General features: G+C 48.8%; 26 protein-coding genes and 1 tRNA gene. 22 read left to right on the forward strand and 5 right to left on the reverse strand.

Annotated elements, in window-relative coordinates; genetic code table 11:
* Positions 1-4: 4 nt before the first annotated feature.
* The 8 genes from sthA (at position 5) to XMA152_RS09865 (ending at position 7,735) form a co-directional block, all read left to right on the forward strand.
* Complete coding sequence (sthA, locus tag XMA152_RS09830) at positions 5-1,405, forward strand: Si-specific NAD(P)(+) transhydrogenase (RefSeq protein ID WP_173483488.1); 1,401 nt, start codon at positions 5-7, stop codon at positions 1,403-1,405.
* 118 nt (positions 1,406-1,523) lie between these two features.
* On the forward strand, positions 1,524-2,486 hold the full coding sequence (locus tag XMA152_RS09835; RefSeq protein ID WP_173483489.1) for a MoxR family ATPase: 963 nt from the start codon (positions 1,524-1,526) through the stop codon (positions 2,484-2,486).
* A 10-nt stretch (positions 2,487-2,496) separates the two neighbouring features.
* Positions 2,497-3,399, forward strand: a complete 903-nt coding sequence (locus XMA152_RS09840; RefSeq protein ID WP_173483490.1) for a DUF58 domain-containing protein — start codon at positions 2,497-2,499, stop codon at positions 3,397-3,399.
* The gene (locus XMA152_RS09845) at positions 3,392-3,718 is read left to right on the forward strand and encodes a hypothetical protein (protein ID WP_173483491.1); all 327 of its coding nucleotides are present in this window, start codon (positions 3,392-3,394) and stop codon (positions 3,716-3,718) included. Before XMA152_RS09840 ends, XMA152_RS09845 begins: the two co-directional genes overlap by 8 nt.
* Complete coding sequence (locus XMA152_RS09850; protein WP_173483492.1) at positions 3,708-4,700, forward strand: VWA domain-containing protein; 993 nt, start codon at positions 3,708-3,710, stop codon at positions 4,698-4,700. The genes XMA152_RS09845 and XMA152_RS09850 overlap by 11 nt, the downstream gene beginning before the upstream one ends.
* Complete coding sequence (locus tag XMA152_RS09855) at positions 4,700-5,686, forward strand: VWA domain-containing protein (RefSeq protein WP_173483493.1); 987 nt, start codon at positions 4,700-4,702, stop codon at positions 5,684-5,686. The genes XMA152_RS09850 and XMA152_RS09855 overlap by 1 nt, the downstream gene beginning before the upstream one ends.
* Positions 5,679-6,410 carry a hypothetical protein gene (locus tag XMA152_RS09860; protein ID WP_173483494.1) on the forward strand — a complete coding sequence of 244 codons (732 nt, stop codon included), beginning with the start codon at positions 5,679-5,681 and terminating at the stop codon, positions 6,408-6,410. The genes XMA152_RS09855 and XMA152_RS09860 overlap by 8 nt, the downstream gene beginning before the upstream one ends.
* Positions 6,404-7,735 carry a hypothetical protein gene (locus XMA152_RS09865; protein WP_173483495.1) on the forward strand — a complete coding sequence of 444 codons (1,332 nt, stop codon included), beginning with the start codon at positions 6,404-6,406 and terminating at the stop codon, positions 7,733-7,735. The genes XMA152_RS09860 and XMA152_RS09865 overlap by 7 nt, the downstream gene beginning before the upstream one ends.
* Positions 7,736-7,757: 22 nt before the next feature.
* Here XMA152_RS09865 and XMA152_RS09870 read toward each other — a convergent pair whose 3' ends face one another.
* On the reverse strand, positions 7,758-8,906 hold the full coding sequence (locus XMA152_RS09870) for an alpha-hydroxy acid oxidase (protein ID WP_173483496.1): 1,149 nt from the start codon (positions 8,904-8,906) through the stop codon (positions 7,758-7,760).
* An 83-nt stretch (positions 8,907-8,989) separates the two neighbouring features.
* Here XMA152_RS09870 and XMA152_RS09875 point away from each other — a divergent pair, with 83 nt between their 5' ends.
* From XMA152_RS09875 to XMA152_RS09890, 4 genes are all read left to right on the forward strand, one after another.
* The gene (locus XMA152_RS09875; protein ID WP_173483497.1) at positions 8,990-9,664 is read left to right on the forward strand and encodes a FadR/GntR family transcriptional regulator; all 675 of its coding nucleotides are present in this window, start codon (positions 8,990-8,992) and stop codon (positions 9,662-9,664) included.
* Positions 9,665-9,838: 174 nt separating this feature from the next.
* Entirely contained in the window at positions 9,839-10,810 is a 972-nt protein-coding gene (locus tag XMA152_RS09880; protein ID WP_217363566.1) for a tripartite tricarboxylate transporter substrate binding protein, read from the forward strand.
* Positions 10,810-11,247, forward strand: coding sequence for a tripartite tricarboxylate transporter TctB family protein (locus XMA152_RS09885; RefSeq protein ID WP_173482061.1), 438 nt, complete (start codon positions 10,810-10,812; stop codon positions 11,245-11,247). The genes XMA152_RS09880 and XMA152_RS09885 overlap by 1 nt, the downstream gene beginning before the upstream one ends.
* A gap of 3 nt (positions 11,248-11,250) precedes the next feature.
* Positions 11,251-12,753: a tripartite tricarboxylate transporter permease gene (locus XMA152_RS09890; protein WP_173482060.1), complete on the forward strand. Its 1,503-nt coding sequence runs from the start codon at positions 11,251-11,253 to the stop codon at positions 12,751-12,753.
* Between the two features lie 60 nt (positions 12,754-12,813).
* Here XMA152_RS09890 and XMA152_RS09895 read toward each other — a convergent pair whose 3' ends face one another.
* Both XMA152_RS09895 and XMA152_RS09900 read right to left on the reverse strand, forming a co-directional pair.
* Positions 12,814-13,509, reverse strand: a complete 696-nt coding sequence (locus XMA152_RS09895; RefSeq protein WP_173482059.1) for a response regulator — start codon at positions 13,507-13,509, stop codon at positions 12,814-12,816.
* Positions 13,502-15,091 carry a sensor histidine kinase gene (locus XMA152_RS09900; protein ID WP_173483498.1) on the reverse strand — a complete coding sequence of 530 codons (1,590 nt, stop codon included), beginning with the start codon at positions 15,089-15,091 and terminating at the stop codon, positions 13,502-13,504. The genes XMA152_RS09895 and XMA152_RS09900 overlap by 8 nt, the downstream gene beginning before the upstream one ends.
* A gap of 224 nt (positions 15,092-15,315) precedes the next feature.
* Between XMA152_RS09900 and thrS the strand changes: the two genes are divergently transcribed.
* From thrS to XMA152_RS09945, 9 genes are all read left to right on the forward strand, one after another.
* The gene (gene thrS / locus XMA152_RS09905; RefSeq protein WP_173483499.1) at positions 15,316-17,232 is read left to right on the forward strand and encodes a threonine--tRNA ligase; all 1,917 of its coding nucleotides are present in this window, start codon (positions 15,316-15,318) and stop codon (positions 17,230-17,232) included.
* Between the two features lie 56 nt (positions 17,233-17,288).
* Entirely contained in the window at positions 17,289-17,789 is a 501-nt protein-coding gene (gene infC / locus XMA152_RS09910) for a translation initiation factor IF-3 (protein ID WP_173482056.1), read from the forward strand.
* A gap of 94 nt (positions 17,790-17,883) precedes the next feature.
* Complete coding sequence (gene rpmI / locus XMA152_RS09915; RefSeq protein WP_173482055.1) at positions 17,884-18,078, forward strand: 50S ribosomal protein L35; 195 nt, start codon at positions 17,884-17,886, stop codon at positions 18,076-18,078.
* A 32-nt stretch (positions 18,079-18,110) separates the two neighbouring features.
* Positions 18,111-18,467 carry a 50S ribosomal protein L20 gene (gene rplT, locus XMA152_RS09920; RefSeq protein WP_173482054.1) on the forward strand — a complete coding sequence of 119 codons (357 nt, stop codon included), beginning with the start codon at positions 18,111-18,113 and terminating at the stop codon, positions 18,465-18,467.
* Between the two features lie 102 nt (positions 18,468-18,569).
* On the forward strand, positions 18,570-19,553 hold the full coding sequence (gene pheS, locus XMA152_RS09925) for a phenylalanine--tRNA ligase subunit alpha (RefSeq protein WP_173483500.1): 984 nt from the start codon (positions 18,570-18,572) through the stop codon (positions 19,551-19,553).
* A 31-nt stretch (positions 19,554-19,584) separates the two neighbouring features.
* The gene (gene pheT, locus XMA152_RS09930) at positions 19,585-21,963 is read left to right on the forward strand and encodes a phenylalanine--tRNA ligase subunit beta (protein WP_173483501.1); all 2,379 of its coding nucleotides are present in this window, start codon (positions 19,585-19,587) and stop codon (positions 21,961-21,963) included.
* Between the two features lie 20 nt (positions 21,964-21,983).
* Complete coding sequence (gene ihfA / locus XMA152_RS09935; protein WP_173482051.1) at positions 21,984-22,286, forward strand: integration host factor subunit alpha; 303 nt, start codon at positions 21,984-21,986, stop codon at positions 22,284-22,286.
* Positions 22,286-22,633 (forward strand): MerR family transcriptional regulator, encoded by a 348-nt coding sequence (locus XMA152_RS09940; RefSeq protein WP_173482050.1) that lies wholly within the window; start codon positions 22,286-22,288, stop codon positions 22,631-22,633. Before ihfA ends, XMA152_RS09940 begins: the two co-directional genes overlap by 1 nt.
* Positions 22,634-22,678: 45 nt before the next feature.
* Positions 22,679-22,755 (forward strand) — tRNA-Pro (locus XMA152_RS09945).
* Positions 22,756-23,104: 349 nt separating this feature from the next.
* Here XMA152_RS09945 and XMA152_RS09950 read toward each other — a convergent pair.
* Both XMA152_RS09950 and ilvY read right to left on the reverse strand, forming a co-directional pair.
* Positions 23,105-23,797, reverse strand: a complete 693-nt coding sequence (locus tag XMA152_RS09950; protein ID WP_173483502.1) for a tetratricopeptide repeat protein — start codon at positions 23,795-23,797, stop codon at positions 23,105-23,107.
* Entirely contained in the window at positions 23,797-24,672 is an 876-nt protein-coding gene (ilvY, locus tag XMA152_RS09955; RefSeq protein ID WP_173481120.1) for an HTH-type transcriptional activator IlvY, read from the reverse strand. The genes XMA152_RS09950 and ilvY overlap by 1 nt, the downstream gene beginning before the upstream one ends.
* 176 nt (positions 24,673-24,848) lie before the next feature.
* Between ilvY and ilvC the strand changes: the two genes are divergently transcribed.
* Positions 24,849-26,321 (forward strand): ketol-acid reductoisomerase, encoded by a 1,473-nt coding sequence (gene ilvC, locus XMA152_RS09960; RefSeq protein ID WP_173483503.1) that lies wholly within the window; start codon positions 24,849-24,851, stop codon positions 26,319-26,321.
* Positions 26,322-26,340: the final 19 nt, after the last annotated feature.

Consider the following 26,340-nt stretch of genomic DNA (forward strand, 5'->3'; position numbering starts at 1 on the left):
CTAAATGGCAGCCTACGAATACGATGTAGTGGTAATTGGCTCGGGTCCTGCGGGTGAAGGTGCTGCAATGAATGCAGCTAAAAAAGGTCGCCGTGTTGCGGTGATCGAAGAGCAGTCCACGGTCGGTGGTAACTGTACTCATAAAGGTACCATCCCTTCTAAAGCGCTGCGTCACTCCGTTAAACAGATCATTGAGTTCAACACCAACCCAATGTTCCGTGATATCGGTGAGCCACGTTGGTTCTCATTTCCTAAAGTGTTAAGCCGTGCCGAAAAGGTGATCTCAAACCAGGTTATGCTGCGCACTAACTTCTACGCGCGCAATCGTGTTGATCTCTTCTTTGGTGAAGCCAAATTGTTGTCAAACAATGAAGTCAGTATTGTGGGTAATAACGGCAGCGCTGATACACTCAAAGCTAAAAACATCATCATCGCAACGGGTTCTAGCCCATACTGCCCGCCGGATGTTGATTTTACCCACCCTCGTATCTACAACTCAGACACTGTGCTTAAACTCTGCCATACACCACGTAATATGGTGATCTACGGTGCCGGTGTTATCGGCTGTGAATACGCCTCTATCTTCAGTGGGTTAGGGGTAAAAGTGGATCTGATCGACAATCGCGATCGTCTTCTATCCTTCCTAGATGGCGAGATCTCTGATGCGTTGAGTTACCACTTACGCAACAACGGCGTCATGATTCGTCACAACGAAGAGTATGACAAGATTGAAGGGACTGAAAACGGTGTGGTCATCACCATGAAGTCAGGGAAGGTGCTTCGTACAGATGCTTTCCTATGGTGTAACGGTCGTACCGGCAATACCGCACAACTTGATCTAGATAAGGTCGGGTTGAAAGCGAATGGTCGTGGTCAGTTGGATGTTGATGATCACTACCGTACTGAAGTCGATGGTATCTACGCTGTGGGTGACGTGATCGGCTGGCCTGGATTGGCATCAGCAGCGCTTGATCAAGGGCGTGCCGCTTCAGAAGATATGTTGGATGCCGATGATTTCCGTTTTGTTAGTGAAGTGCCTTCAGGTATCTACACCATTCCAGAGATCAGCTCGATCGGTAAAACCGAAGAGGAGCTGACCTCTGCAGCGGTACCTTACGAAGTGGGCCAAGCCTTCTTCAAAGATACTGCACGTGCTCAGATTTCCGGTGAACCCGTCGGTATGCTGAAAATCTTGTTCCATCGCGAAACTCTGGAGATTCTGGGTATCCACTGTTTTGGTGACCAAGCATCCGAGATCATCCACATCGGCCAAGCGATCATGGCACAAGAGGGTGAAGCGAATACTGTGAAGTACTTTGTAAACACCACCTTCAACTACCCAACCATGGCTGAAGCCTACCGTGTTGCTGCTCTAGCGGGTCTTAATCGTCTAGAGAGTAAATAATCCTTTTACTGATCATTATGAGCGCCTTAGGGCGCTCTTTTTGTTTAAGCCAAAGATCTATAACGGTATAACCAAATTAGCTACAATGGTTCATTACTTCACCGAATGGGTTTGAACCGTGAGCGAGCTGACACCACTGCATGAGTTAAGGTCTAAAATCGAAGAGATCATCGTCGGACAAGAGTCTGTGATCGATCGTCTTCTTATTGCGTTACTCAGTGGCGGGCACGTGCTCCTTGAAGGCCCACCGGGGCTGGCTAAGACAACTCTGGTTCATTCGCTTGCCGCGGGAATGAATGCCCGTTTTCAGCGTGTTCAATTTACACCGGATTTAATGCCGGCGGATTTGACCGGCAGTGAAGTGTTCGATGCCAATAGTGGCAGCTTCCGTTTTATCGAAGGACCTCTGTTTCATGAGGTGTTACTGGCTGATGAGATCAACCGTGCGCCACCTAAGGTGCAATCTGCACTGTTGGAAGCCATGGCTGAGCATCAAATAACAGTGGCCGGTAAAACCTATTCTCTGCCTCCTGTCTTTATGGTGTTGGCGACTCAAAACCCGCTAGAGCAGTCGGGAACCTACCCTCTGCCTGAAGCTCAACTGGATCGTTTCTTATTCAAGATCGTACTGGACTATCCAAGCATCGATGAAGAGATCGAAATCACTCGTCGTGCGCGTGCTGCCCAAGAGGGACACGTCGAGGCCGACATGCAGGCCCTACTGACACCCAGTGAACTTCTTGCCTTAAGAGAGACGTTAAACCATGTCTATATTGAAGAGCGGGTAGAGCGGTTTGCGATAGAGTTGGTCTCTGCCACTCGTCGATTAAATCAATACATCCCAGAGTGGGGTGGTTATGTGAAAGCGGGTGCTTCACCTCGCGCGTCGATTGCACTGATTCAGGCAGCGACCGCAAGAGCACTTCTAAATCAGCGTGATTTTGTGCTTCCTGAAGATATTTATGCGCTTGCCGTTGATGTACTTCGTCATCGCTTGGTACTCAGCTTCTCTGCTAAAGCGGACGGGGTAACCGAAGAATCAGTGATTCATCGTCTTTTAGAGACGCTCCCGGCGGTCTAACAGGTCTGTTGTGAACAGCTTAGTTGACCAACCACTTCTAGGTCCTGATGAGATAGCGCAACTGATTGCCTCTGGTGCTGTCTTGGCTTCACAGGTAGCGGGTCAGATTAATCAACGTCTAAACAGTGGTTCTAATAAAGCAGCTTTATTGGGCAGTGGAACTGAATTTGATGATCTGCGCGTTTTTCAGTTTGGGGATGACCCTAGAAAGATCGATTGGCGTGCTTCTGCTCGATCTCAAGAGAGGTTAGTTAGATCATACCGCAGTGAATTTCAGCAACCTCTTCAGTTGGTCGTTGATCGCAATTCAACCATGCGGTTTGGCACAAAGAAGCGTCTGAAAGTCACTCAAGCTGCTAGATTGTCACTCTGGTTAGCAGGTATTTACCATCAGCAAGATTATGCACTGGGTGCTTTTTTATTAGAGCAGAATTCCAGTGTGTTTAACTCTAGGGTGGGGGACGACTGGCTCAACCTTCTCAGTGAGGCTTTGGTCTCGCCTGCACCGCCTTCGCAGAATTCAGCGATTAACTGGGGTGCTGTATTCACCCAGCTTCTAACTGAGTCTCCTACCGGTGCTAAAGTCATTTTGATTTCAGACTTTAGTTCTTTGAACTCAGAACACCGGGCGCTTTTAACTGAACTATCAGAAAAGAGATCATTGAGCGCGTTCCTCATTTCAGACCCCATGGAGAGAGATCCTAATGCGCTAATAGGTCGTGATTTGATCTGGGGTCCTAAGAGGTTCTGTGTCGATGGCCAAGAGTCCATCGCTCGTATTCATCAAGCCTACTTGAATCGGTTGTTAGAGATTCAGGATCTAATGTCACAATCAGGCATCCCACTGATTGAGGTCTGTAGTTCGCTCGATCAGTTTACCCTGAGCCTGTTAGGTGGTGAGTATCATGAATGAAGCACCGTTAAGGCTGTTCGATATTTTGCCAATGGTTGACCACTCATCCAATCTGGCACTGACGGCTATACTCTCTCTGACAGTACTATTTACCCTATTTATTGCAATTTGGTACCGCTTTTTTACACCGCTGGCAAAGTTGCAGCGCGCACTATCAAATCAGTCAATGACGCCGCGTCAGGGCTGTCATCAATTAGCGGGAATCATGGTCATTGACACTGCCTTACTACAGGAACTGAACAGGTTGCGGTTTCAACCTGTTGAACCGACACTTGATGAAGTTCAAACATTGATCAAGAGGGCGCGACATGTTCTCTGATTGGGGAATGTTACAACCTCTTTGGTTGTTACTAACGCCTCTGATTTTGATTCTCTTTTGGCGTCGAAGAGACTCTGATGCGCCTTGGCCAGACCTACTGCAAAGAGAGAGAGTTCGTTACCCTCTTTATGGCGAACTGACTAATGAACAGCCGGAAGCATCGCAATACCAGCCTCGTCGTGAACGGCTATTGTTGATGTCGATGACATTATTCGTATTGGCTTTGGCGCAACCCGTTGTCTACCGTGACACCATTGAGCTACCAGATCAGAAAGATCCTGTAGACCTAGTGCTATTGGTGGATACTAACATCACGATGGTGCTGAAAGACTATTTTGACGGTCAACAGTCGATTGAAAGAATGAGCCTTACCAAAGAGCTCTTATCAGAGTTCGTTAATGGCTTTCAGGGTAATCGTATTGGCCTAAGTATTATGGGTAACCCTCCCTATCATTGGTTGCCGTTTACCGATGATCGAGACGCCGTGACACAAGCCATTGCTCGTATTAGGGTGACACTCGGCGGGCGTTTAAGCGACATGTCGGCGTCACTCAAGCTGGTCAGTGACAACTATCCAACGGATCTTAATCCTGTCGTTGTGATGGTGACCGACAGCGGTATGCAGTTGGGTGAAACCTCTCCACAAGCTGCTGCGAAAGCCCTAGCTGATGCCGGCTATACTCTCTATGTCATTGCGATAGGCTCGACTGAGCTCTCTCAGGAACAGAAAGCGCGTGCCGGATTTGTCTATGATCCCGTGGACCTCGCTCTGTTGGATGAAGTGGCTAAAGCGGGCGCCGGCAAGATGTTTCACGCTCTGAACATCGATGCTTTTGAAGAGGCTCTGCAAACCATTTCACGTGAGCAGACGACTCAGAATCGATCGATTAATACATTGCCCTTGGTGGAGCCGCTCTACCCCTGGTTTATTCTGTCTGGACTCACGCTGCTGATACTGATCTTTGTTAGGAGGAGCGTCTGATGGTTTATTGGCGCGAACCTCTTCTGCTATGGCTAATGCTATTGCCATTGGCGATTCTCGTTATCTCTACTGTTAGAGAAAAAAGGAGACTGACACAGCTGGTCGATGATGAGCTGCTCCCTTGGGTTCAGCCACCCAGTCGCTCTGGACAGGAGGGGTTAAAGCCGCTCTTATTGTCATCGGTTTGGGCGCTTTTGATCCTCTCATTAGCGGGACCTAGAACCCCCCAATTCATACCAAATGATCTTACATCAGCGCAGGATCGAGTCATTATCCTGTTGGATTATTCAGACTCCATGCGAGCGATAGATGCGCGAGGTATTCAGGGTGTGGTGCCTCGCATAACTGCAGCCACCGAGCTGGCAAACTCTTGGCTGGACCCTGATGTACAGATCGTTGAGACAGGTCTATTAGCTTTTTCTGGCAGTGCACACTGGCTATTAAAACCGACCATGGACAGTCATCTAATCCAACATTTTCTAGCTCAAGGTGATGAGTTTTATCTGCCCACTCTTGGGAGTAACCTAGTTGAGGCATTGTCGGCCATTCGGTCTCTGCCAAGGGGGCCTGATACAAAAAGCCATATAGTGCTTTTAACGGATGGAGATGTGCCTCTGGAAAACAGCGAGAGCATAGAGTCCGCTCTAGTATCGCTGCATGCCTCTATGCCGATGACACTGAATCTAATCGGGTTGGGCGGTGGAGAGCCTACTCAAGTACCCGGTCACCCTTCGGCAAACACTCAAATGAACATCACCTTTCTTAAATCGCTGGCGTCACTGCATCCTGATTTAAGCTACAGGACACCGGAATCCTTGTTAGGGCAGCCCTTGCTAAAGTGGCTCAATATTGAGTCTAGGCGTATCACTCCAGAGAACTACGCCCGAGTTGTCTGGTCTGAGTGGTTTTCGATACCGCTATTGATAGCACTTCTGCTCATAGTCGTTCTCATTCATCGTTCACCAACGAGGTGGTCGAATGGTTAGTCTAAAACGAGCTGCGCTATTCGGTTATGGCTTACTTTTGCTGTTAGTGATGCTGACCTATTGGGTGGTTCCGCAGTTTATTGAACCTTCGAAATATGAATCACAGTTTCAGCAAGCAGAAGCCTGCTATCGTCAGCAAGATTGGGAGTGCGCGCAGCTCAATTTTGCGTCGGCTGTCTGGTCCTCTGAATCGAATATTGATCGTGGGATTGCACTGTTTAACCTGGCGAATACTCACTTCTACCGAGGCGAATACACACAAGCTAAGTTGCTCTACCAAGAGGCAGAAGAGTTTGGGGTGGATGCGAAAAAAATAGCGGTGAACCTAGCCTTTGCGCGTTCACTCGAAGCATCAATGAAGCAGCTGTTATTGGATATTCAAAAGAGTGCCGATAAAGCCGATTGGCATAACGCTTCAGGTAACCTACCGATCGACCTTTTGGATCAGGTGGCCGAAGGTGTCTACCTTGGTGTCAGTCAGGAGCTTCCGGAAAATATACTTAACCTATCGGCCGATCAGGTCAAACCCCTGTTAATGGCCTCCATCGATCAGCATTTAGGCAGGCAGAGCGAGCTGGAGTACCAGCCACGCTGGATCAGAACTGAATCGACCGACTCCGGAACGACTGCAGAGTTATTGAGTCGTGTGATGCGCCTTGAGTTAGATTTACCTAATAGCATCTATCCAACTCCTATCAAAGTGGAGGGGGAACGGCCGTGGTAAAACTGTTATTGATGCTCGTCTTCAGCATCGGGCAGCTTCATGCGGCCAGCTTGTCTATCCTGCCTGAAAAAGCTCAGATCGAGCAGGGCCGCTCTGTGATAGTCAATATCCTCTATGTTGGCCCCACCTCGCCAGATGAGTTGAATGTTAAGCGTTGGCAAACTCAGGTGTTTACAGAAAAAGGTTATCGTAAAGAGAGAGAATTGCCCGATGGGCAGGTAGAAGTAAAGCAGCGCCTTACACTCTTTCCAAGACAATCAGGTCTGCTAACCTTGGGCCCCCTAGCATTGGGTGGGGCTAAATCGCAGCGTTTTAATCTGATGGTGACACCTGCGGTGGTTAATAATGTAGACATTACACCTATCTGGGACACACTGCCGGAACAGATCTGGCAAGGCGAATCCATTGAGAGTTGTGTGAGTATGCCGTTATCTGAGCAACGCAACCGTATTAAGATTGAGTCGCTGGAAATTCCGGGAATCTCTACAGTGCAGACACTATCCAGAACAGGTTTATTTGAGGAGCAGCTCATCGCAAAACGGTGTTGGCGCTTCTCTGCCCAACAGTCTGGAAATTACCTCATTGAGTTACCACCCATTATCCAACGAGGGCGTGGCCGGTGGACTTTCTATCTACCAGCTCAGGTTATTGAAGTCTTACCTCTGCCAAGCTATCTGCCAAACAGCATCAGTATCGGCAAGCCGAATATTGAGGTACAGCAGGGTGAGCTTGGTTGGCGAATCAGTGTCCAGGTGGTTGCAGGGTCTTCGGCGCAAACCTTATGGGGTGTAAGAAGTGCGCTAGCCAGAGCGATGGCTATTTCTACAGATCAAATCATAGATTCTGAGGGTGAATTTTTTGTCCCCTATAAGCGCTGGTCGTTTGGCCAGATTGTCACAGTAAAACTCCCTTTTTTTAATACACTAACGGGGCGATTAGACACAGTTGATCTGCTGCTTAAAGCGCCCTGGAAATTACCAATGACCGCCATTGTGCTCTTATCGTTAGTCGCTGTCGCTATCCTCATTAAAGTGACTCTTTTAGCGGGAGCATTTAGGCAAAGAAGAGCGAGAGTGCAGGCGTTTAAACGTGCGATCTACTCAGCAACGACGGCTGATCAGCTTAGATCACTCGTGTTAGCCTGTGGTTGTGCTGGGGCAGAGCGTAGCGAGCGTTATAAAACCCTTCAACACTGGGCCGATGCGCAAGGTGATCAAGAGGCGACTTGGCTAGCTCACAGCATTAACCAATTGGCTTTTTCTAAAAGCGATCAAGCGCCTCTTGAAGAGATAAAACGAGCATTGATCAATCGATTAACTCTTTAGGTTTACCAATTGATCGCTCTTTTTAGAGTTCGCCTTTGATGACAATGTCATCTTTTGAAACGGAGGCAATGTCACGATGCCCCATAAAGGCCATGGTCAATTCTGCCTCTTCATGGAAAATCTCTAACATCCTTGTCACACCGGCTTTACCCATAGCACCAAGGCCATAGACCATAGGACGGCCGACCAACACGCCTTTAGCACCCAGTGCGCGAGCACGAATCACATCTTGGCCAGAGCGGATGCCACCATCCATCCAGACCTCGATCTGATCACCAACAGCATCAACAATCTCTGGGAGAACACTGATCGATGAGCGAGCACCATCTAACTGACGGCCACCGTGGTTTGAGACGACAATGGCGTCGGCACCTAGCTCGATACATTTCTTCGCATCCTCAGCTTCTAGAATGCCTTTGATGATCAAAGGGCCATCCCAAAGTTCACGGAAGAACTTCAAGTCGTCCCAATCTAGGTTGGGATCAAAGGATCCAGCGGTCCATTTCATTAGATCGTTCATGTCATCAACGCCGGTCGCACAGCCTTGGATGTTGCCAAACTCACGATTTTTAGTCCCCAACATGCCGAATGCCCAGCGTGGACGACGTGAAATATCTAAAATGTTAGGGATAGTCAGGCGGGGAGGTGCGGTCATACCGTTGCGGTGGTCTGCGTGGCGCTTACCTATCATCTGCAGATCCAGTGTAACAACCAGAGCGGAGCAGCCTGCAGCTTTGGCACGTTCGATCAGCTTCTTAGTGAATTCACGATCTTTCTGAACGTAGAGCTGGAACCAGAAAGGTTTGGTGGTTGCTTCGGCTACCTTCTCAATGGAACAGATACTCATGGTAGACAGAGTAAAAGGAACGCCAAAGGCCTCTGCAGCTTGCGCTGCTTTGATCTCACCATCGGCGTGTTGCATACCCAAAAGACCAACAGGTGCCATGGCTACCGGCATGGTGACGTCCTGTCCTACCATTTGAGTCGCTAAGGTCCGGGGTGCAAGATCGCGCGCCACGCGCTGACGAAACAGAATCTTGTTAAAGTCAGAGTCATTCATTGCCAGCGTCTGTTGCGTCCATGATCCAGACTCACAGTAGCCTTGGAACATTTTAGGGACACGTTTGTGGTAAAGACGACGTAGGTCAGATAGTTCGCAAATGATACTCATTGATGGGCTCCTTAACTTTTTTTGCACTCTATCCTGTTGCAGCGTACTCTTGCAGAAAATAAACACCACTTGTCAGACCAGTTATGTCGATCACTTCTTCTCTGTTATCGCTATTGATGGATACCACTCGAGCAGGCGAAACCCTTCCGTCTGAGTCAAGGTTGGCCGCTCACTTTTCAGTATCACGAAGTGCGATCAGGGAGGCTATGTCAGAGTTGCTTGCCGCCGGTCTGCTCATTAAACAGCAGGGACGTCTTACTCGTCTGGTTAACCCCTTAGAGAGTGTGGTTCTTAATTTACCGGTGAAAGCGGAGCCGACATTGAATGACGTTAGGGATGTGCTTGAGTTAAGAGCTTTTATTGAATCTGTGGCCGCTGGATGTTGTGCTGAAAACGCTTCGAAAAAGCAGATTGCAATCATTCGATCTGAGTTCGAGAAGATGCAGCTGCGGAGTCAAAAGAACACGACATTGATTCGTGCAAAAGCGGATCTTCAGTTTCATATGCTGATCGCTAAATACAGCCACAACCTCGTAGTCGCTAGTTTAAGCGAGCTCTTCTACAACCGTTATTTTTCTTCTATTTACAAGGCTTTAGATCTAACACTTAAACGATATGGGCGATATCCTGAGAGGATTAATCCACAGCATCAGCAGATATTCTCGGCTCTTGAACAAGGGGATCGGTTAGCCGCGCAGGAGGCGGCAAGAGAGCATGTGCTTTACACACGCTCTTTGTTAGCGTTCGCCCGTCAATAGACAATTCTTTTATTCCATACTGTTAAGCTTTCTTGTGAACTTTATGAACAAAATGCTGTTTATAAAATTAATAATCCTTATCGCCACAAGCTTTTTCTTAAGAGTGGATTTTTTTAAATTCCCGTTAACTGTTCATCAAACTGCGATGTCAGTGTTCATAACAAGGAGAAGAAAATGAAACTAGCAAAAATTAAATTTCTAGCAGCAGGCGTTGCAATGAGCGTTGCCTCTTCTGCAATGGCGGCTGAGTGTATTGCACCTGCTAACCCAGGCGGTGGTTGGGACTTCACTTGTCGTCAAATCGGCAAAATCATGCATGACATCGGTGCCGTTAAAGATCCCGTTCAAGTCACTAACATGGCCGGTGCAGGCGGTGGTCTAGCGTACGCGCACGTGGTTAACGAGCGTAACGACGACGGTGATCTTATTGTTGCTGCTTCAACAGCTACTGCAACGCGTCTAGCTCAAAACGCTTACTCAGGTATGACGTCTGATCAGGTTCGTTTCCTAGGTGCTATCGGTGCTGACCCTGGCGTTATCGTGGTTGCTAAAGACTCGCCATACCAGACTCTGAATGAGCTTCTTGATGATGTTATTGCGAACCCAGGTAAGCACGCATTTGCCGGTGGATCAGCTGCAGGCGGTTACGATCACCTTAAAGTCCTAATGGCATTGAAACGTAAAGGTTTCACGGATATCCGTAAGGTTAAGTACATTGCTGTTGATGGTGACGCTGATGCGATCACTCAGACAGTTGGTGGCTTTACGTCAGCAATGACAGGTGACATCTCAGGTGTTGTAAGCTTCATCAAAAACGGCGACGTTCGCGTACTGGCTTCATTCACTGACGAGCGTATCGAAATTCCAGGTCTAGATGCTGTGATTCCAACGGCTAAAGAGCAGGGTATCGATGTTGTCGCGGTTAACTGGCGTGGTCTGTACACTCCAAAAGGTGCGTCTGAAGCTTCTTACAAGCAGTGGTCTGATGCGCTAGCTCAGGTTGCAGCCTCTAAAGAGTGGGCGGACGCTATGGAAGCAAACGGTCTTGTTAAGTTCACGAAAGTGGGCCCAGACTTCCAGAACTACCTAAACGGTGTGATGCAGGAAGTACAAGATATGTCTAAAGAGCTTGGTGTAATCAAGTAATGACAGATCGCATAACGGGGTTGATCGTCGTTGTGCTGGCGCTCGCGTATTTCGCGGGCGCCACTCAACTGCAAGAGCCTTTTTTCTCTGATCCTCTCGGCCCAAAAGCCTTCCCGATGATGATTGCGTCGGTAGCGGTAATCTGTGGTCTTGTGATGATCATGAAACCGGATCAAGAGCCAGAGTGGCCAGGTTTAACAACCTTTATGCACATTGGCTTTGCAGTTGTAGCGCTGGTTTTCTATGCCTACACACTTAAACCGCTGGGTTTCTTAGTTTCAACCGCGATAGCCGGTACCGCTGTATCCTATCTGATTGAAGCTAGAGCAAAAAATGCTGTGGTGACTGGAGTGCTTTTCTCAGGAGCGCTGTTCCTGATCTTTAAGTTCATCTTCGGTTTAAGTCTTTTCGCGCTACCGCGCTGGTTGATGGGGTAGGGTATGGATATCTTTGCAAATTTGGCCATTGGTTTTGATGTGGCGCTCTCGCCATTTACCCTGGCCCTTGCTATAGCAGGCTGTATCCTTGGAACGATGATCGGCTCTCTGCCGGGTCTAGGTCCATCGAACGGTGTTGCGATACTAATTCCTTTAACATTCTCATTTGGTCTAGATGCAACTCAGGCACTGGTGTTAATGACGAGTGTTTACTACGGCGCCATGTACGGCGGTCGTATCTCTTCGATTCTTCTGAATATCCCGGGTGATGAGCCGGCTATGATGACCTGTCTTGATGGGTATCCAATGGCCAAAGCAGGTCGCGCCGGAGATGCGTTGGTACTCTCAGGTGTCGCTTCGTTTGTCGGTGCACTGTTGGCGACCATTGGTTTAATGCTGCTTGCGCCGTTGTTGGCTCGTGTGGCTTACCAGTTCGGCCCGGCCGAGTACTTTGCGCTCTACATGCTGGCCTTTGCCACCTTAGGTGGTATCGGTTCTAACAACCAGGCTAAGGCAGCATTAGCCGTCTGTATCGGTCTGGGAATCGCGACTATTGGTGTGGATGCTTCAACGGGTATGACTCGCTTTACCGGCGATAACATGCACCTGTTTGATGGTATCGACTTCTTGGTAGCCATCGTTGGTCTTTTTGCGGTCTCTGAAGTACTGGTGTTTATTGAGTCACACGGTAAAGACTCTGCCATAGGCGTGAAACTAGAGAAAGTACGTATTCCTTGGGCTGACATTGCTCGCACTAAATGGACCATGCTAAAGGCAACAGTGATCGGCTTTATTGCAGGTCTATTGCCGGGTGCAGGTGCTTCCTTGGGTAGTTTCTTGGCGTATATGCAAGAGAAGTCATCGGTACGTGACAACTCGCAGTTCGGTAAAGGTGATCCACGTGGTATCGCTGCACCAGAGGCCGGTAACAATGCGGCGGCAGGGGGTGCGTTAGTACCTATGTTGACGCTAGGTGTTCCGGGTTCAGGTACAACAGCCGTTCTGCTAGCACTGTTGATGACGTTGAATATCACCCCAGGTCCCACGTTGTTTAACGATCGACCTGAGGTGGTTTGGGGTTTGATCGCCTCACTACTGATTGCCAACGTTGTACTGTTGGTGCTTAACGTCCCAATGGTGAAGATGTTCAGCCGAGTGCTACAGGTATCCCCTGCGATTCTGCTGCCAGGTGTGACCCTGGTTGCCTTTGTCGGTATCTACTCACTGACCGGTAGCTACTTCGATCTACTATTGATGATTGGCTTTGGTGTGCTGGGTTACCTGCTTCGCAAGATGGACATTCCTTCAGTACCGGTGATTCTGGGTATCCTGTTGGGTGGTCACATGGAAGTGAACCTGCGCCGTGCGATGGTGCTTTCTGATGGTGACTGGACCTATCTGTTCAGCAGTAACATCTCAGTCGGTCTATGGATTGCTGCTGTTCTTGGCTTCCTAGCGCCGTTCATCTTCCGTGGCAAATTGAAACCACCTACGCAGAGTAGCTAACCACGACAGGTTGGTAGATGCTCTAATAAAAAACGCTGATAAGACTCAGCGTTTTTTTGTTTATAGCCCTTTGTAGCGCCGTTCAGGTCGGCCGACCGTGCCATAGTTAATATCGGCATTGAGTCGCTCTTGTCCCACTAGATATTCCAAATAGCGTCTCGCGGTGGTGCGGCTAGAGCCAATGCGCTCGCCTACCTGTTCTGCACTTAAAGAGTCATGACTCTCCCTGAACACCGCAACGATTTTATCCAGTGTAATCTGGTCGATCCCCTTGGGTAGAGCTTCAAGTTTAAGGCTGCTGTTTTTGCTCTCTCTGTGACGCGAGAGCAGTTGATCAACATCTTGCTGAGACAGCTCGTTAGCTTGATTGGTAAGGGTGGTTTTATGTGATCTGTACTGGTTTAAGGCGCCAGAGAGTCGATCAAAAACTAAGGGTTTCAGAACATAGTCAAACACACCCAGGCGCAGAGCCTCGGATAGGCTATCGACCTCTTTAGCGGCTGTAATCATGATGACGTCGGTTTGTGAGTCCCCTGAACGCAGGGTTTTAAGAAGATCTAAACCGCTTCCGTCAGGGAAGTGGATGTCTAACAGCACAAGATCCGGCTGGAAAACGTCGAGCATATCTTGTGCGTCTCGGGTTGAGTGGCTAATGCCTATGACGTCAAAGCCATCGATGCGCTCCACAAAACGTCGTTGAATTTCAGCAATCTGTGGATCATCTTCAGCGATCAGTATTTTCAATGTATCAGACATCCTTGCCACTCCTTGGTAGATAGAGGGTAAAACGGCTTCCGCCTGAGTGTGAGGCCTCAACAGTAATGTGGCCACCTAGGGCCTCTATGGTCTCTTGCACTAAAAATAGTCCTATGCCGCGACCTTCGCCTTTGCTGCTGACGCCTGAGGTAAATAGGTTGTTGATCTTGTTGGGATCAATACCCTCACCGTCATCTTCGACCTCAATAATGATATCCGAGCCCATATCGGTCATTGATAGACGTACCTCTTCGGAGTGGGCCGAAAGTGAGGCATCAAAAGCGTTATCAATGAGGTTGCCGATTAACGTCACCATCTGCTGTGATTCAATATGAGACGGAAGTTGGTGAAGCTGTGAACCCTCATCAATCTCAAGTGTCAGCCCTAGTTCATTCGCGCGATTGAATTTTCCGAGTATACAGCCTGCTACGACCGGATCTGCCACCGACTCTTTTAGCCAGGTTAATAGCTCCTGGTGCTCCTTAGTCTCCTGCCCAATAAGATCGAGCGCTTCCTGCTTGGCATCTAAGCTGATAAGACCTGCAATGGTGTGCAGTTTATTGGCGTATTCATGTGCTTGTGAACGAAGTGCTTCAGCATACTGGCGAATGCGGGTTAGCTTTCGGCTCACCTCCGTCAACTCATCTTTCGGGCGGAAGCTGGCAACCACACCCACCACCTGGTCCTCTTTAACGATGGGTAATCGGTTAATGATCAGCTGTCGGCCGTTGACGAGAGTCTCTCGGTCGTACTCGGCTTCACCGGTCTCAAGCAGCATGGGCATTCTTGAATCGGGAAGCACCTCACTGAGTGGGCGTCCTGAAACATCTTGATCATCAATCCCCAGTGTTCTCAAGGCTGCTCGGTTAAAGGTGGTGATTTCACCTTTTGAGTTAATGGAGATGATCCCTTCTCGAACCGACTCTAGCGTGGCGTTTCGCTCTAGGAATAGGGCAGCGATCTCGTGAGGTTCAAGGTCAAAAATGGCAGACCTAAAACGGCGTGCAATCCACATGGCCAACATAATCGATACCAAGAGTAGGGCAAAGGTGCCTACGATGACGGTGCCTTGATAGTTAAAGATGGTCTGGTCGATGGTTTTGGTTAAATAACCGACCGAAACCACGCCGACGATCTTACCCTGATCATCCAGCACCGGTGTCTTGCCTCGGATTGACTCCCCAAGGCTGCCAACGGCTTTAGAGATGTAGCTCTCACCGAGTTCCAGTGCGCGATAGTTATCACCACCCACCATCGGTTTGCCGATGCGTTCTGGTTTTGGGTGAACGAGACGTATGCCGTCAATGTCGCCAATAGAGATGAAACTGGCGTCGGTTGCTAATCTGAGGTCCGCTACAATGGCTTGGACAGCGTCACTATCACTGCGACTGACAGCGTCGCGAATAGAGGGGGTTTGAGAGATCATTGACGAGAGCTGCAGGGCGCGTTGACCGATCTGATCTTCGAGTGAATCCGCTAGATATCTTAGGGTGAAAATTCCCAACACAATCGCCTGCGTCAGGATCAATAGACTGACCAGTAGTGTTAAGCGGGTGCTGATTTTAAGGCGAGGTGCTTTCATCCCTGTGCTCTTATCATTTTTGTTGTCGCAATGATGCCACGATGCTTGATAAAAATCAGTCACTTCGTGGCTAACCATTGGGTTTTAAGCCGGATCAGGGTGGAGACTGGTTGGTTAGATCTGTATAATACTGCCCTTCAATTGAAACGCGCTTCGACTGAGTCGTTCGCACATAACTTACGTGGCCTGTCGTATGGGTCACCACTGAGCACTAGGATCTATAAATGCCTGTTATTACTCTTCCTGATTCAAGTAAACGTGAATTCGATCAGCCACTGTCTGTCTTTGATCTGGCGTCTGATATCGGCCCAGGTCTAGCGAAAGCTACCCTTGCTGGTCGAGTGAATGGTGAATTGGTTGATACCTCTTTTGTCATCGAGGCGGATGCAGACGTCTCTCTTATCACGGCGCGCGATGAAGAGGGTGTCGATATCATTCGTCACTCAACTGCGCACTTGATGGCGATGGCCGTTCAAGATCTTTTTCCTGGTGCTCAAGTGACGATTGGTCCAACGATCGATGACGGTTTCTACTACGATTTTGCTTATGAGCGTCCATTTACGCCAGAAGATCTAGAGAAGATCGAAAAGCGCATGGCGGAACTGGCTAAGTCGAATCTTCCTGTTGAGCGCTCAGTTATGAGCCGTCCTGACGCAGTGAAAATGTTTGAAGCGATGGGCGAGAAGTACAAGGTTGAGATCATTGAATCGATTCCTGGTGAAGAGGATCTCTCGTTCTACAAGCAGGGTGATTTCATCGATCTATGTCGTGGCCCACACGTGCCTAATACGGGCCACCTAAAAGTTTTCAAACTGATGAAAGTGGCTGGCGCTTACTGGCGCGGTGACGTTAAAAACGAGCAGCTAACTCGTATCTACGGCACAGCTTGGGGTGACAAGAAAGACCTTAAAGCCTACTTGCACCGCCTTGAAGAGGCAGAGAAGCGTGACCACCGTAAACTCGGTAAGCAGTTGAATCTGTTCCATCTTCAGGAAGAAGCACCAGGTATGGTGTTTTGGCATCCGAATGGCTGGACTCTTTGGCAGGCAGTGGAACAGTACATGCGTGAACAGCAGCGCAAACGTGGCTACCAAGAGATCAAGACACCGCAGGTGGTTGAACGTACTCTGTGGGAAAAATCAGGTCACTGGGATAAGTTCCAAGAGCAGATGTTCACGACCCACTCTGAGAGCCGTGACTTTGCCGTTAAGCCGATGAACTGCCCATGTCACATTCAAGTATTCAACCAGGGATTGCGTTCATACCGTGACCTACCTTTGCGTATGGCTGAATTTGGCTCGTGTCACCGCAATGAGCCATCTGGTGCACTGCACGGTATCATGCGTGTTCGTGGCTTCGTTCAAGATGATGGTCACACTTTCTGTGCTGAGGACTCTATTCAATCTGAGGTGGCTGAATTCATCGACTTCCTTCATGAGGTCTACACTGATTTTGGATTCAGCGACATTATCTACAAGCTCTCTACTCGCCCTGAGCAGCGCGTAGGTTCTGATGAAGTATGGGATAAAGCCGAAAAGGCGTTGGCTGACGCATTGGATGCAGCGGGTCTGGATTGGGAAGAGCTTCCTGGTGAAGGTGCCTTCTACGGTCCTAAGATTGAATTCTCACTACGTGACTGTCTGGGTCGTGTTTGGCAGTGTGGAACGATTCAGGTCGACTTCTCGATGCCGGGTCGACTCGATGCTCAGTTTGTTAACGAGAAGGGCGATCGTGAAACACCGGTTATGTTGCACCGTGCGATTCTAGGTTCGTTTGAGCGATTTATCGGTATTTTGATTGAGCACTACGCGGGGGCGCTGCCGACTTGGTTGTCTCCAGTGCAGGTTGCCGTCATGAATATCACCGATAAACAGTCAGATTTTGTCAATGAAGTGGTGTCTAAGCTGCAAAATAGCGGCATTAGAGCAATTTCGGACTTGAGAAATGAGAAGATCGGCTTTAAAATCCGCGAGCGCACTCTACAGAAAATCCCTTATCTTCTAGTAATCGGCGATAAAGAAGTTGAATCTGGCAGCGTTGCTGTACGCACACGCACAGGTGAAGATATGGGTGTATTTAGTGTTGAAGACTTTGCTAACTTGTTGATTCAAGAGAATAATCGCAAAGGTCGCAGCGAATAAAAACGCTTTAGGAGAAACTAGCTATCAAGCGTGATAACAAGCGCGGTCAAAAGAATTTGCCGCCAATTAATGAAAATATTCGAGCTCGTGAGTGTCGTTTAATCGGCGCTGACGGAGAGCAGGTTGGTGTTGTAAGCCTTAATGAAGCGCTTCGTGCGGCTGAAGAGGCAGGATTGGATCTAGTACAGATCTCCGATTCCGACCCAATCGTCTGTAAGGTGATGGACTACGGTAAACACCTTTACGACCAGAAAAAACGTGCAAATGAGGCTAAGAAGAAACAGACTCAGATGCAGGTTAAAGAGATTAAGTTCCGTCCAGGGACTGATGTGGGGGATTATCAGGTAAAACTACGCAACCTGATACGTTTCCTAGAAGGTGGAGATAAGACCAAGATTACGATTCGCTTCCGCGGTCGTGAGATGGCGCACCAGGAGCTCGGAATGGAGCTTCTTAATCGAGTTGAAACGGATTTGGCAGACTACGGTACTGTTGAAGCTCGTCCTAAACTTGAAGGTCGTCAGATGGTCATGGTCATAGCTCCTAAGAAAAAGTAGTTGGTTCCAAACTAAGACCTGCCGTGCCATCCAGTATGGTGTTGCAGGTTTTGTTCGTTCCAACAGATAACTAACGAATGCGTGGAGAAAGTAAATGCCAAAGATTAAATCTGTCCGCGGTGCGGCAAAGCGTTTCAAGAAGACTGCTAATGGCTTCAAGCACAAGCAAGCCTTCAAAAGTCACATTCTGACCAAGAAGACTACTAAGCGTAAGCGTCAGCTACGCCCAATGCTTCAGGTACATGCAGCTGACCAGGCTCTGGTTAAGCGCATGCTTCCATACATTTAATTGGTTACGAATAGGATTAAGAAGGAGTTACCATGCCTCGCGTAAAACGTGGTGTACAAGCTCGTGCACGTCATAAAAAAGTATTGAAACAGGCTAAAGGTTACTACGGCGCTCGTAGTCGTGTATTCCGCGTAGCCAAACAAGCTGTCATCAAAGCGGGTCAGTACGCTTACCGTGACCGCCGTCAGCGCAAACGTCAGTTCCGTGCTCTGTGGATTGCTCGTATTAACGCAGCAGCTCGCATCAATGGTTTGTCGTACAGCCGTCTGATCGCTGGCCTTAAAAAGGCTAACGTTGAGATCGACCGTAAGGTACTGGCTGATCTGGCAGTGCATCAGCAAACAGCGTTTACCGCTGTTGTTGAAAAAGCAAAAGCAGCACTAGCCTAAGACAATCGTCACCCTAGGGTGATGAATTGATCGACTCAGATAGGGGAAGGGTGCTCGCTCTTCCCCTATTTTTGTATTTGGACCCAGAGAGTGGAGCCGTAAATGGAAAATCTTGACGCCCTGTTGGCGGAAGGAAAAGCCGCTGCTGAAGCAGCGAGCGATGTAAAAACTTTAGACGAAGTTCGTGTTCAGTACCTAGGTAAGAAGGGGCACCTTACCCAGCTATTGAAAGGGCTTGGTAAACTATCTAACGAAGAGCGTCCTGCTGCAGGTGCACGCATCAACGTGGCCAAAGAGGCGCTGTCCGATGTGCTGAATGCGCGTAAGAGCCTACTCGAAAATGCTGCACTTGAAGCGAAGTTGGCTGCAGAGAAGGTGGATGTCACGCTTCCTGGTCGTCAGCCAGAGTTGGGTGGCCTGCACCCAGTGACAAAAACGATGGATCGTATTGAAGCTTTCTTCAGTCGCATCGGTTACTCGGTAGAAGAGGGGCCTGAGATCGAAGATGATTACCACAACTTCGAAGCGCTCAACATTCCATCGCACCACCCAGCGCGTGCGATGCACGATACCTTCTATTTTGACGCTCACCGTCTGTTAAGAACCCACACTTCTCCAGTACAGGTTCGTACGATGGAGGCGCAGAAGCCGCCTATTCGTATTATCTGTCCAGGTCGTGTCTACCGTTGTGACTATGACCAGACCCACTCACCAATGTTCCATCAGGTTGAAGGTTTGATCATCGATAAGAACATCAGCTTTGCAGATCTTAAAGGTACGCTTGAACAGTTCTTACGTGAATTCTTTGAAGAGGATGTGCGTGTGCGTTTCCGTCCTTCCTACTTCCCATTTACTGAGCCTTCTATTGAAGTCGATATCGATCGCGGTGATGGTAAATGGCTAGAAGTACTAGGCTGTGGCATGGTTCATCCAAAAGTACTTGAGATGTCGGGTATCGACTCTGAAGAGTACACCGGATTTGCCTTTGGTATGGGGGTTGAGCGTTTCGCAATGCTGCGTTATGGCGTTGACGATCTACGACTATTCTTTGAAAACGATCTGCGCTTCCTAAGCCAGTTCAACTAATTCAGCCGATAGCAGACGAGAGTATTTAACTATGAAATTCAGTGAACAGTGGTTACGTGAACTGGTTCAGCCTGCCATCGATACGCAGGGTTTAGCGGATCAACTCAGCCTAGCAGGTTTAGAAGTTGATGAGATTGAGTCGGTTGCCAAAGAGTTTTCCGGTGTGGTTGTGGGTGAAGTTCTGAGTGCCGAGCAGCACCCAGATGCCGATAAACTGCGCGTATGTCAGGTAAGCGACGGTAGTGAGACCTTCCAAGTGGTGTGTGGTGCCCCCAACGCCCGTGCTGGAATCAAGACCGCTTTTGCAACGGTCGGTGCCGTTCTACCGGGTAACTTTAAGATTAAGAAAGCCAAGCTACGTGGTGTTGAATCCATGGGTATGCTCTGTGCTGAAGATGAGCTAGGCCTATCGGATGATCATGGCGGCATCATGGAGCTTCCAGCCGATGCTCCAGTCGGTCAGAGTGTCCGTGACTACCTTAATCTTGAAGATATGATCATCGATGTCGATTTGACGCCTAACCGTGGTGACTGCCTAGGTATGGTCGGTATGGCTCGTGAAGTGGGTGTATTGAATAAAGCCGCTGTGGCTGAGATCGATTGCTCTGCTGTTGCAGCAACCATTGGTGATAACGTTTCGATCGAGTTAGAAGCCGCTTCAGCTTGCCCTCGCTACTTGGGTCGTGTCATTCGTGGCATCGATATCAATGCACAGACGCCACGTTGGATGGTTGAGCGTTTAGAGCGTTCTGGCGTTCGCTCTATCGATCCTGTTGTCGATGTTACCAACTATGTGTTGCTTGAGTTAGGGCAGCCAATGCACGCTTTTGATCTGAATAAGATTGAAGGTGGTATTCGTGTTCGCATGGCCGAGCAGGGCGAAGCGCTAACACTGCTTGATGGCAGTGAGATTAAGCTGAACGCTGATACGCTAGTGATTGCCGATCACAATAAAGCAATTGCGATGGCGGGCATCATGGGGGGCGGTAACTCTGAAGTCTCTGAAGAGAGTAAAGATATTCTGCTTGAGTGTGCCTACTTTGACCCTATCGCGATTGCAGGTCGCGCACGAAACTATGGTCTACATACGGATGCATCCCACCGTTACGAACGTGGTGTTGATTGGCAGTTACAGGCGCGTGCTATTGAGCGTGCGACAGCCTTGCTGATTGATATTGTCGGTGGTGAGGTTGGTCCGGTTATCCAGGCTGTATCTGAAACGAACTTGCCGAAGCCGGTCGCACTTGAACTGCGTCACCAGCGTGTCACTGATATGTTGGCACTTGAAATTCCAGCGGCAGAGATCGAAGAGATCCTAACGCGTCTAGGTCTTCAGTTGCGTGCTAATGGCGATGGCTCATGGATGGTTGCGGTTCCTAGCTACCGTTTTGATATCAGCATCGAAGTTGATCTGATTGAAGAGATTGCACGCGTTTACGGCTACAACAATCTGCCGTCTAACACACCCCGTGCCGAGCTTCCTCTGCCCTCAATCAAAGAGTCGAAACTAACGGCAAGCACCCTGCGTCGTCATTTGGTCTCTCGTGGATACCAAGAGGCGATTACCTACAGCTTCATCGAAGCGGGTCTAGCAAAACAGTTTGACGATCAGAATGAAGCGGTAACGCTTGCTAACCCTATCTCTGCTGAAATGGCGGTTATGCGTACCACTATCTGGCCAGGTCTCTCTAAAGCAGTTGCTTATAACCAAGCGCGTCAACAGAGTCGAGTGCGTCTGTTCGAGATTGGTCAGTGTTTTATTGCCAATGGTGATGAGCTTGAACAAGAGAACAGCCTAGCGGGTATTATTTCGGGTAACCGTTCACCCGAGTCATGGATGGGTAAGAGCGACAAGGTCGATTTCTTTGATATCAAAGGTGATCTGGAATCCTTGTTTTCTTTGGGTGGCGATGCGAGCCAGTTTAAGCTGGTTGCCGATACTCACCATGCCCTTCACCCAGGTCAGTCAGCTCGCATTGAGAAGGCGGGCGTGACAGTGGGTTGGGTTGGTGCGATGCACCCAAGCTTACAGAAGAGCTTAGATCTTGCAGGTCCAGTCTATCTATTCGAGATGAAGCTATCATCTCTGTTGGAAGGGCGTCTACCTCGTTTTGCATCCCTCTCTAAATTCCCAGAGTCACGTCGTGATTTAGCGATGGTGATCGGTGCAGAGGTGAGCTTTGACTCGGTTCGTTCTATTGCGCAGTCAGAGGGCGGTGAGTTCCTAAAAGAGGTCATCCTATTTGACGTATATACCGGCCAAGGTATTGAAGATGGACAAAAAAGTCTTGCTCTTGGCTTGACCTGGCAGCACCCATCGCGCACTCTTAACGAAGAAGAGATCAATGCATCAGTGCAAGCGGTCGTTGAAAAACTGACCTCTGATCTAGGTGCAGTATTGCGAGATTAAGCCTAATAAAGGGGTTTGGTATGAGTGCGTTAACCAAAGCGGATATGGCAGAGCGTCTTTTTGAAGAACTCGGTCTAAACAAACGCGAAGCGAAAGAGATGGTTGAATCGATGTTCGATGAGATCAAAGAGAGTCTTTCGCATAACGAGCATGTCAAACTCTCGGGTTTTGGTAATTTTGATCTACGCGATAAGCGACAGCGTCCTGGACGTAACCCTAAGACGGGTGAAGAGGTGCCTATCTCTGCCCGTCGAGTGGTAACCTTCCGTCCGGGGCAAAAGCTTAAAGAGCGAGTAGAGCTGCATTCAGCTAAGCAACAATAATGTCGAGCGATCTTCCTACCATCCCAACCAAGCGTTACTTTACGATTGGTGAAGTCAGCAAGTTGTGTGATCTAAAGCCTCATGTGCTTCGCTACTGGGAGCAAGAGTTCGAACAAATTGAGCCGGTTAAACGCAGTAATCGCCGCTACTATCAGCACCAAGACATTCTTCTGATTCGTGAAATCAAGGGCCTTCTCTACGAACAAGGCCTTACTATTGCTGGAGCAAAACAGTATCTGACAGCAGGTAATACACACGATGATCAAGGGCGGTATAAGCAGTTGATTCGCCAATCGATTACCGAGCTGGAAGATATTCTTAAATCGATGAGAATTAACGCCAACTAGGCTTTAAACCCGAAAGCGCATCCTGTAACATGCGCGCCAAGTTTCCGGAATGTAGCGCAGCCTGGTAGCGCACCTGCATGGGGTGCAGGGGGTCGGAGGTTCGAATCCTCTCATTCCGACCATACAAACACAAAGGGCCACCCGTTAGGGTGGCCCTTTGTGTTTCTGGTGACTGGCTTTAGCCTGTCATCCGCTGTTGGCTTAAATGGACCCTCTGGAAAACGCTCATAAAGCCGATGACAGACTGAAGTCAGTCACGTCGCAGGCGATCAAAGCGCGGCCCCGAAGGGGCGAAATACAGGGGTGTATTTCGTAATCCTCTCATCTCAAATTCGCGACTTTTCGCTGTGCTCAAAATCGCTCCAACAGGGGGCCCTTTGTGTTTTCCGGTGACTGGCTTTAGCCTGTCATCCGCTGTCCGGTTAATTGGGTTGTCTGGAAAACGCTCATAGAGCCGATGACAGACTGAAGTCAGTCACGGGGGCTTCGGGACAAGCTGATGAGTTGTTCTTCTAGCACCTTACGCACCTCATCACTTATATCGTCCAACAGGCGTCTATTGATCTCGACAGACAGCCACTTAGCGGATCCCTCCTTGAAGGCGATCTCAAAGTGTTCAGACGCTTTGTTGACGTCTTTAGCAACGACTCTTCCAGTGAGGTAGTAGTAGCCTAGATTCCAGTGCGCGAAGGCGTGTTTTTTGGAAGCTGCGCCTTGGTATAGCTTAAACGCTCTCTCCCAATCGATCTCGGTACCTTCCCCGTTTTCGACCATCTGCGCTAAGTTGAACTGTGCGTTGGGTCCGCCTTTTTCAGCGGCTTGTGAGATGAGCTGATAGGCCAGTGCTGTCTGTTTCGGTACGCCAGGGTGTCCCTCCCGGTACATCTTTCCCAATCGAAAGGTTGCACCATTAAAGCCGGCCTCCGAGGCGCGTTTGAAATAGGATTCAGCCTTAACAGGATCTTGTTCCAGCCCTTTACCAAACAGATACATATAACCAAACAGAAAATTGCCTCTGGGGTCTTCATTGAGCTGAAGATCACGAGCACCGGCGATAGCTTCTGAATACTGTTCACTGAACAGTGCTTGCCAGGTCTCCCTGAAACTGGCGGCTTGAAGAGGAGTGGTGAGAAGCAGAAATGCAACAGCGATCAGTTTCATCATTAGCTTAGCTCCCAGAACGCTTCAATCAATGGGTTTTTTAAGCTACGTGTTAGTGTAAATAGTCCGATCTCATAGGGTTTTAGAGCGGGTTGTACATCCAGTATTCTGATTCGCTCGACCAGTGGACTGTTATCCAAAACAATTTTGGGCACGACACCAATGCCGAACCCCAAGCTCACCATGCTGACGATCGCCTCGTTACCTGCAACCTGAGCATAGATATTGGGTGTGATGCCTTGCTCGTTTAACCAGTCGTCGACCCGACTTCGAGCAACGCCCGCTTCAGAGAGAATCATAGGGGTGCTCTGCCAATCCTCAACGCTTTGTGGTGAGCTGTTGGGTAAGTTGGGTTGTGCCTCTGCCGGTGCAATAAATACTAAGGGAGATTGGGTAATCGGTTTAAATGAGAGGCTTTTGCTCAGGTTGTCGGGTTGAGCGGCAATGGTGATCTCCTCTATACCCTCTTGGATACGTGCAATGGCGCGATCAGGGTCCCCTGTATGAAGCTTAATCTCGATATGCGGATGTACTTGGCGAAAGCGGTTTAACAATTCGTACAGGAAGCTGTAACTAGCTGTTACCGAGCAGTAGATACTGATCTCACCGCTGAGCTGTCCTGTTTTGTCCGTCAATTCGCTGCGAATAATATTCCACTGACTGTAAGTTTCGCGGGCGTACTGTAGAAAGCGTTGCCCCTCTTGGGTAAGAACTACAGTCCGATTATCACGTTTGAACAGTTCTACGCCCAGCTCCTCTTCGAGTTGGCGAATGTTTCGAGAGAGGGCTGATAGACTGACATGGCACTCTTCACTGGCCCGTCCAAAGTGCAGAGTGTCGGCCAATGCTAAAAACTGTTTCAGATTCTTTAAATTCATGGGGGTAGTCTATCTAAATTGTCTATTGTTGCGCAAATCGGGATGTTGTGTTGCAAATATATCAATTTAAGAAACTATTGGTTTTGCTTATAATCTGCCCACTTTGATTAGAACTCTAGTCAGTTGTCCGTGTCGTTCAACGACGCACCTCCCAATTAAATTAGGATCTGTTTAGCATGGCTAACTACTTCAATACACTGCCACTACGTGAGCAGCTAGCGGAACTGGCAAAGTGCCGTTTCATGGATATGTCTGAATTTGCTGATGGCGTTGAAGCGCTTAAAGGCAAAAAAATGGTTGTAATAGGTTGTGGTGCGCAAGGCCTTAACCAGGGTCTTAACCTACGCGACTCAGGCCTAGATGTCTCTTACGCTCTGCGTCCTGAAGCGATTGCTGAAAAGCGTCAGTCATGGAAAAACGCAACGGACAACGGTTTCACTGTTGGTACTTACGAAGAGCTTATTCCTACTGCAGACGTCGTACTTAACCTAACTCCAGATAAGCAGCACACAGCCGTTGTTAACGCGGTGATGCCTCTGATGAAAGAGGGCGCTTGCCTATCTTACTCACACGGTTTCAACATCGTTGAAGAGGGTATGCAGATCCGTGACGACCTAACCGTTATCATGGTTGCACCTAAGTGTCCTGGTTCAGAAGTACGTGCTGAGTACGTGCGTGGCTTCGGTGTACCTACACTGATCGCGGTTCACGAAGATAACGATCCTAAGGGTGAAGGTCTAGCACTGGCTAAAGCTTACGCTGTAGGTACTGGCGGTCACAAAGCGGGCGTTCTAATGTCATCGTTCATCGCAGAAGTTAAGTCTGACCTTATGGGTGAACAGACTATCCTTTGTGGTATGTTGCAGACTGGTTCGATCCTATGTTTCGACAAGATGGTTGAAGAGGGTATCGACGCTGGTTACGCATCTAAGTTGATTCAGTACGGTTGGGAAACCATCACTGAAGCACTTAAGTACGGCGGCGTTACCAACATGCTAGACCGTCTATCTAACCCAGCTAAGATCAAGTGTTTCGACCTTGCTGAAGAGCTAAAAGTGATCATGCGTCCGCTTTACAACAAGCACCAGGATGACATCATCGACGGCACTTTCTCACGTGTCATGATGGAGGATTGGGCGAACGATGACGCTAATCTTCTTAAATGGCGTGCAGAGACTGCAGAGACTAACTTCGAGAAGACTCCAGCAGGCGACGTAGAGATCTCTGAGCAAGAGTACTTCGACAAAGGCATCCTTATGGTTGCTATGGTCAAAGCAGGTGTTGAGCTTGCATTCGAAACAATGACGGCTGCTGGTATCATCGCTGAGTCTGCGTACTACGAGTCACTTCACGAGACTCCACTAATCGCAAACACTATCGCTCGTAAGAAGCTTTACGAAATGAACGCAACAATCTCTGATACTGCAGAGTACGGCTGTTACCTATACAACCACGCGTGTGTTCCGCTACTAGCTGACTTCATGAAGGGCATCAAGTCTGACGTTATCGGTAAAGGCCTAGATCTTGACGACAACGGCGTAGATAACGCTCGTCTAATCGAAGTTAACGCTGCACTACGCGCTCACCCAGTTGAAGCGATCGGTACAGTTCTTCGTGGCCACATGGCTGACATGAAGAAGATCGTTTAATTTTAGATAAAATTTAAAC

The sequence above is a fragment of the Marinobacterium sp. xm-a-152 genome, assembly GCF_013282965.1.
GTDB lineage: Bacteria > Pseudomonadota > Gammaproteobacteria > Pseudomonadales > Balneatricaceae > Marinobacterium_E.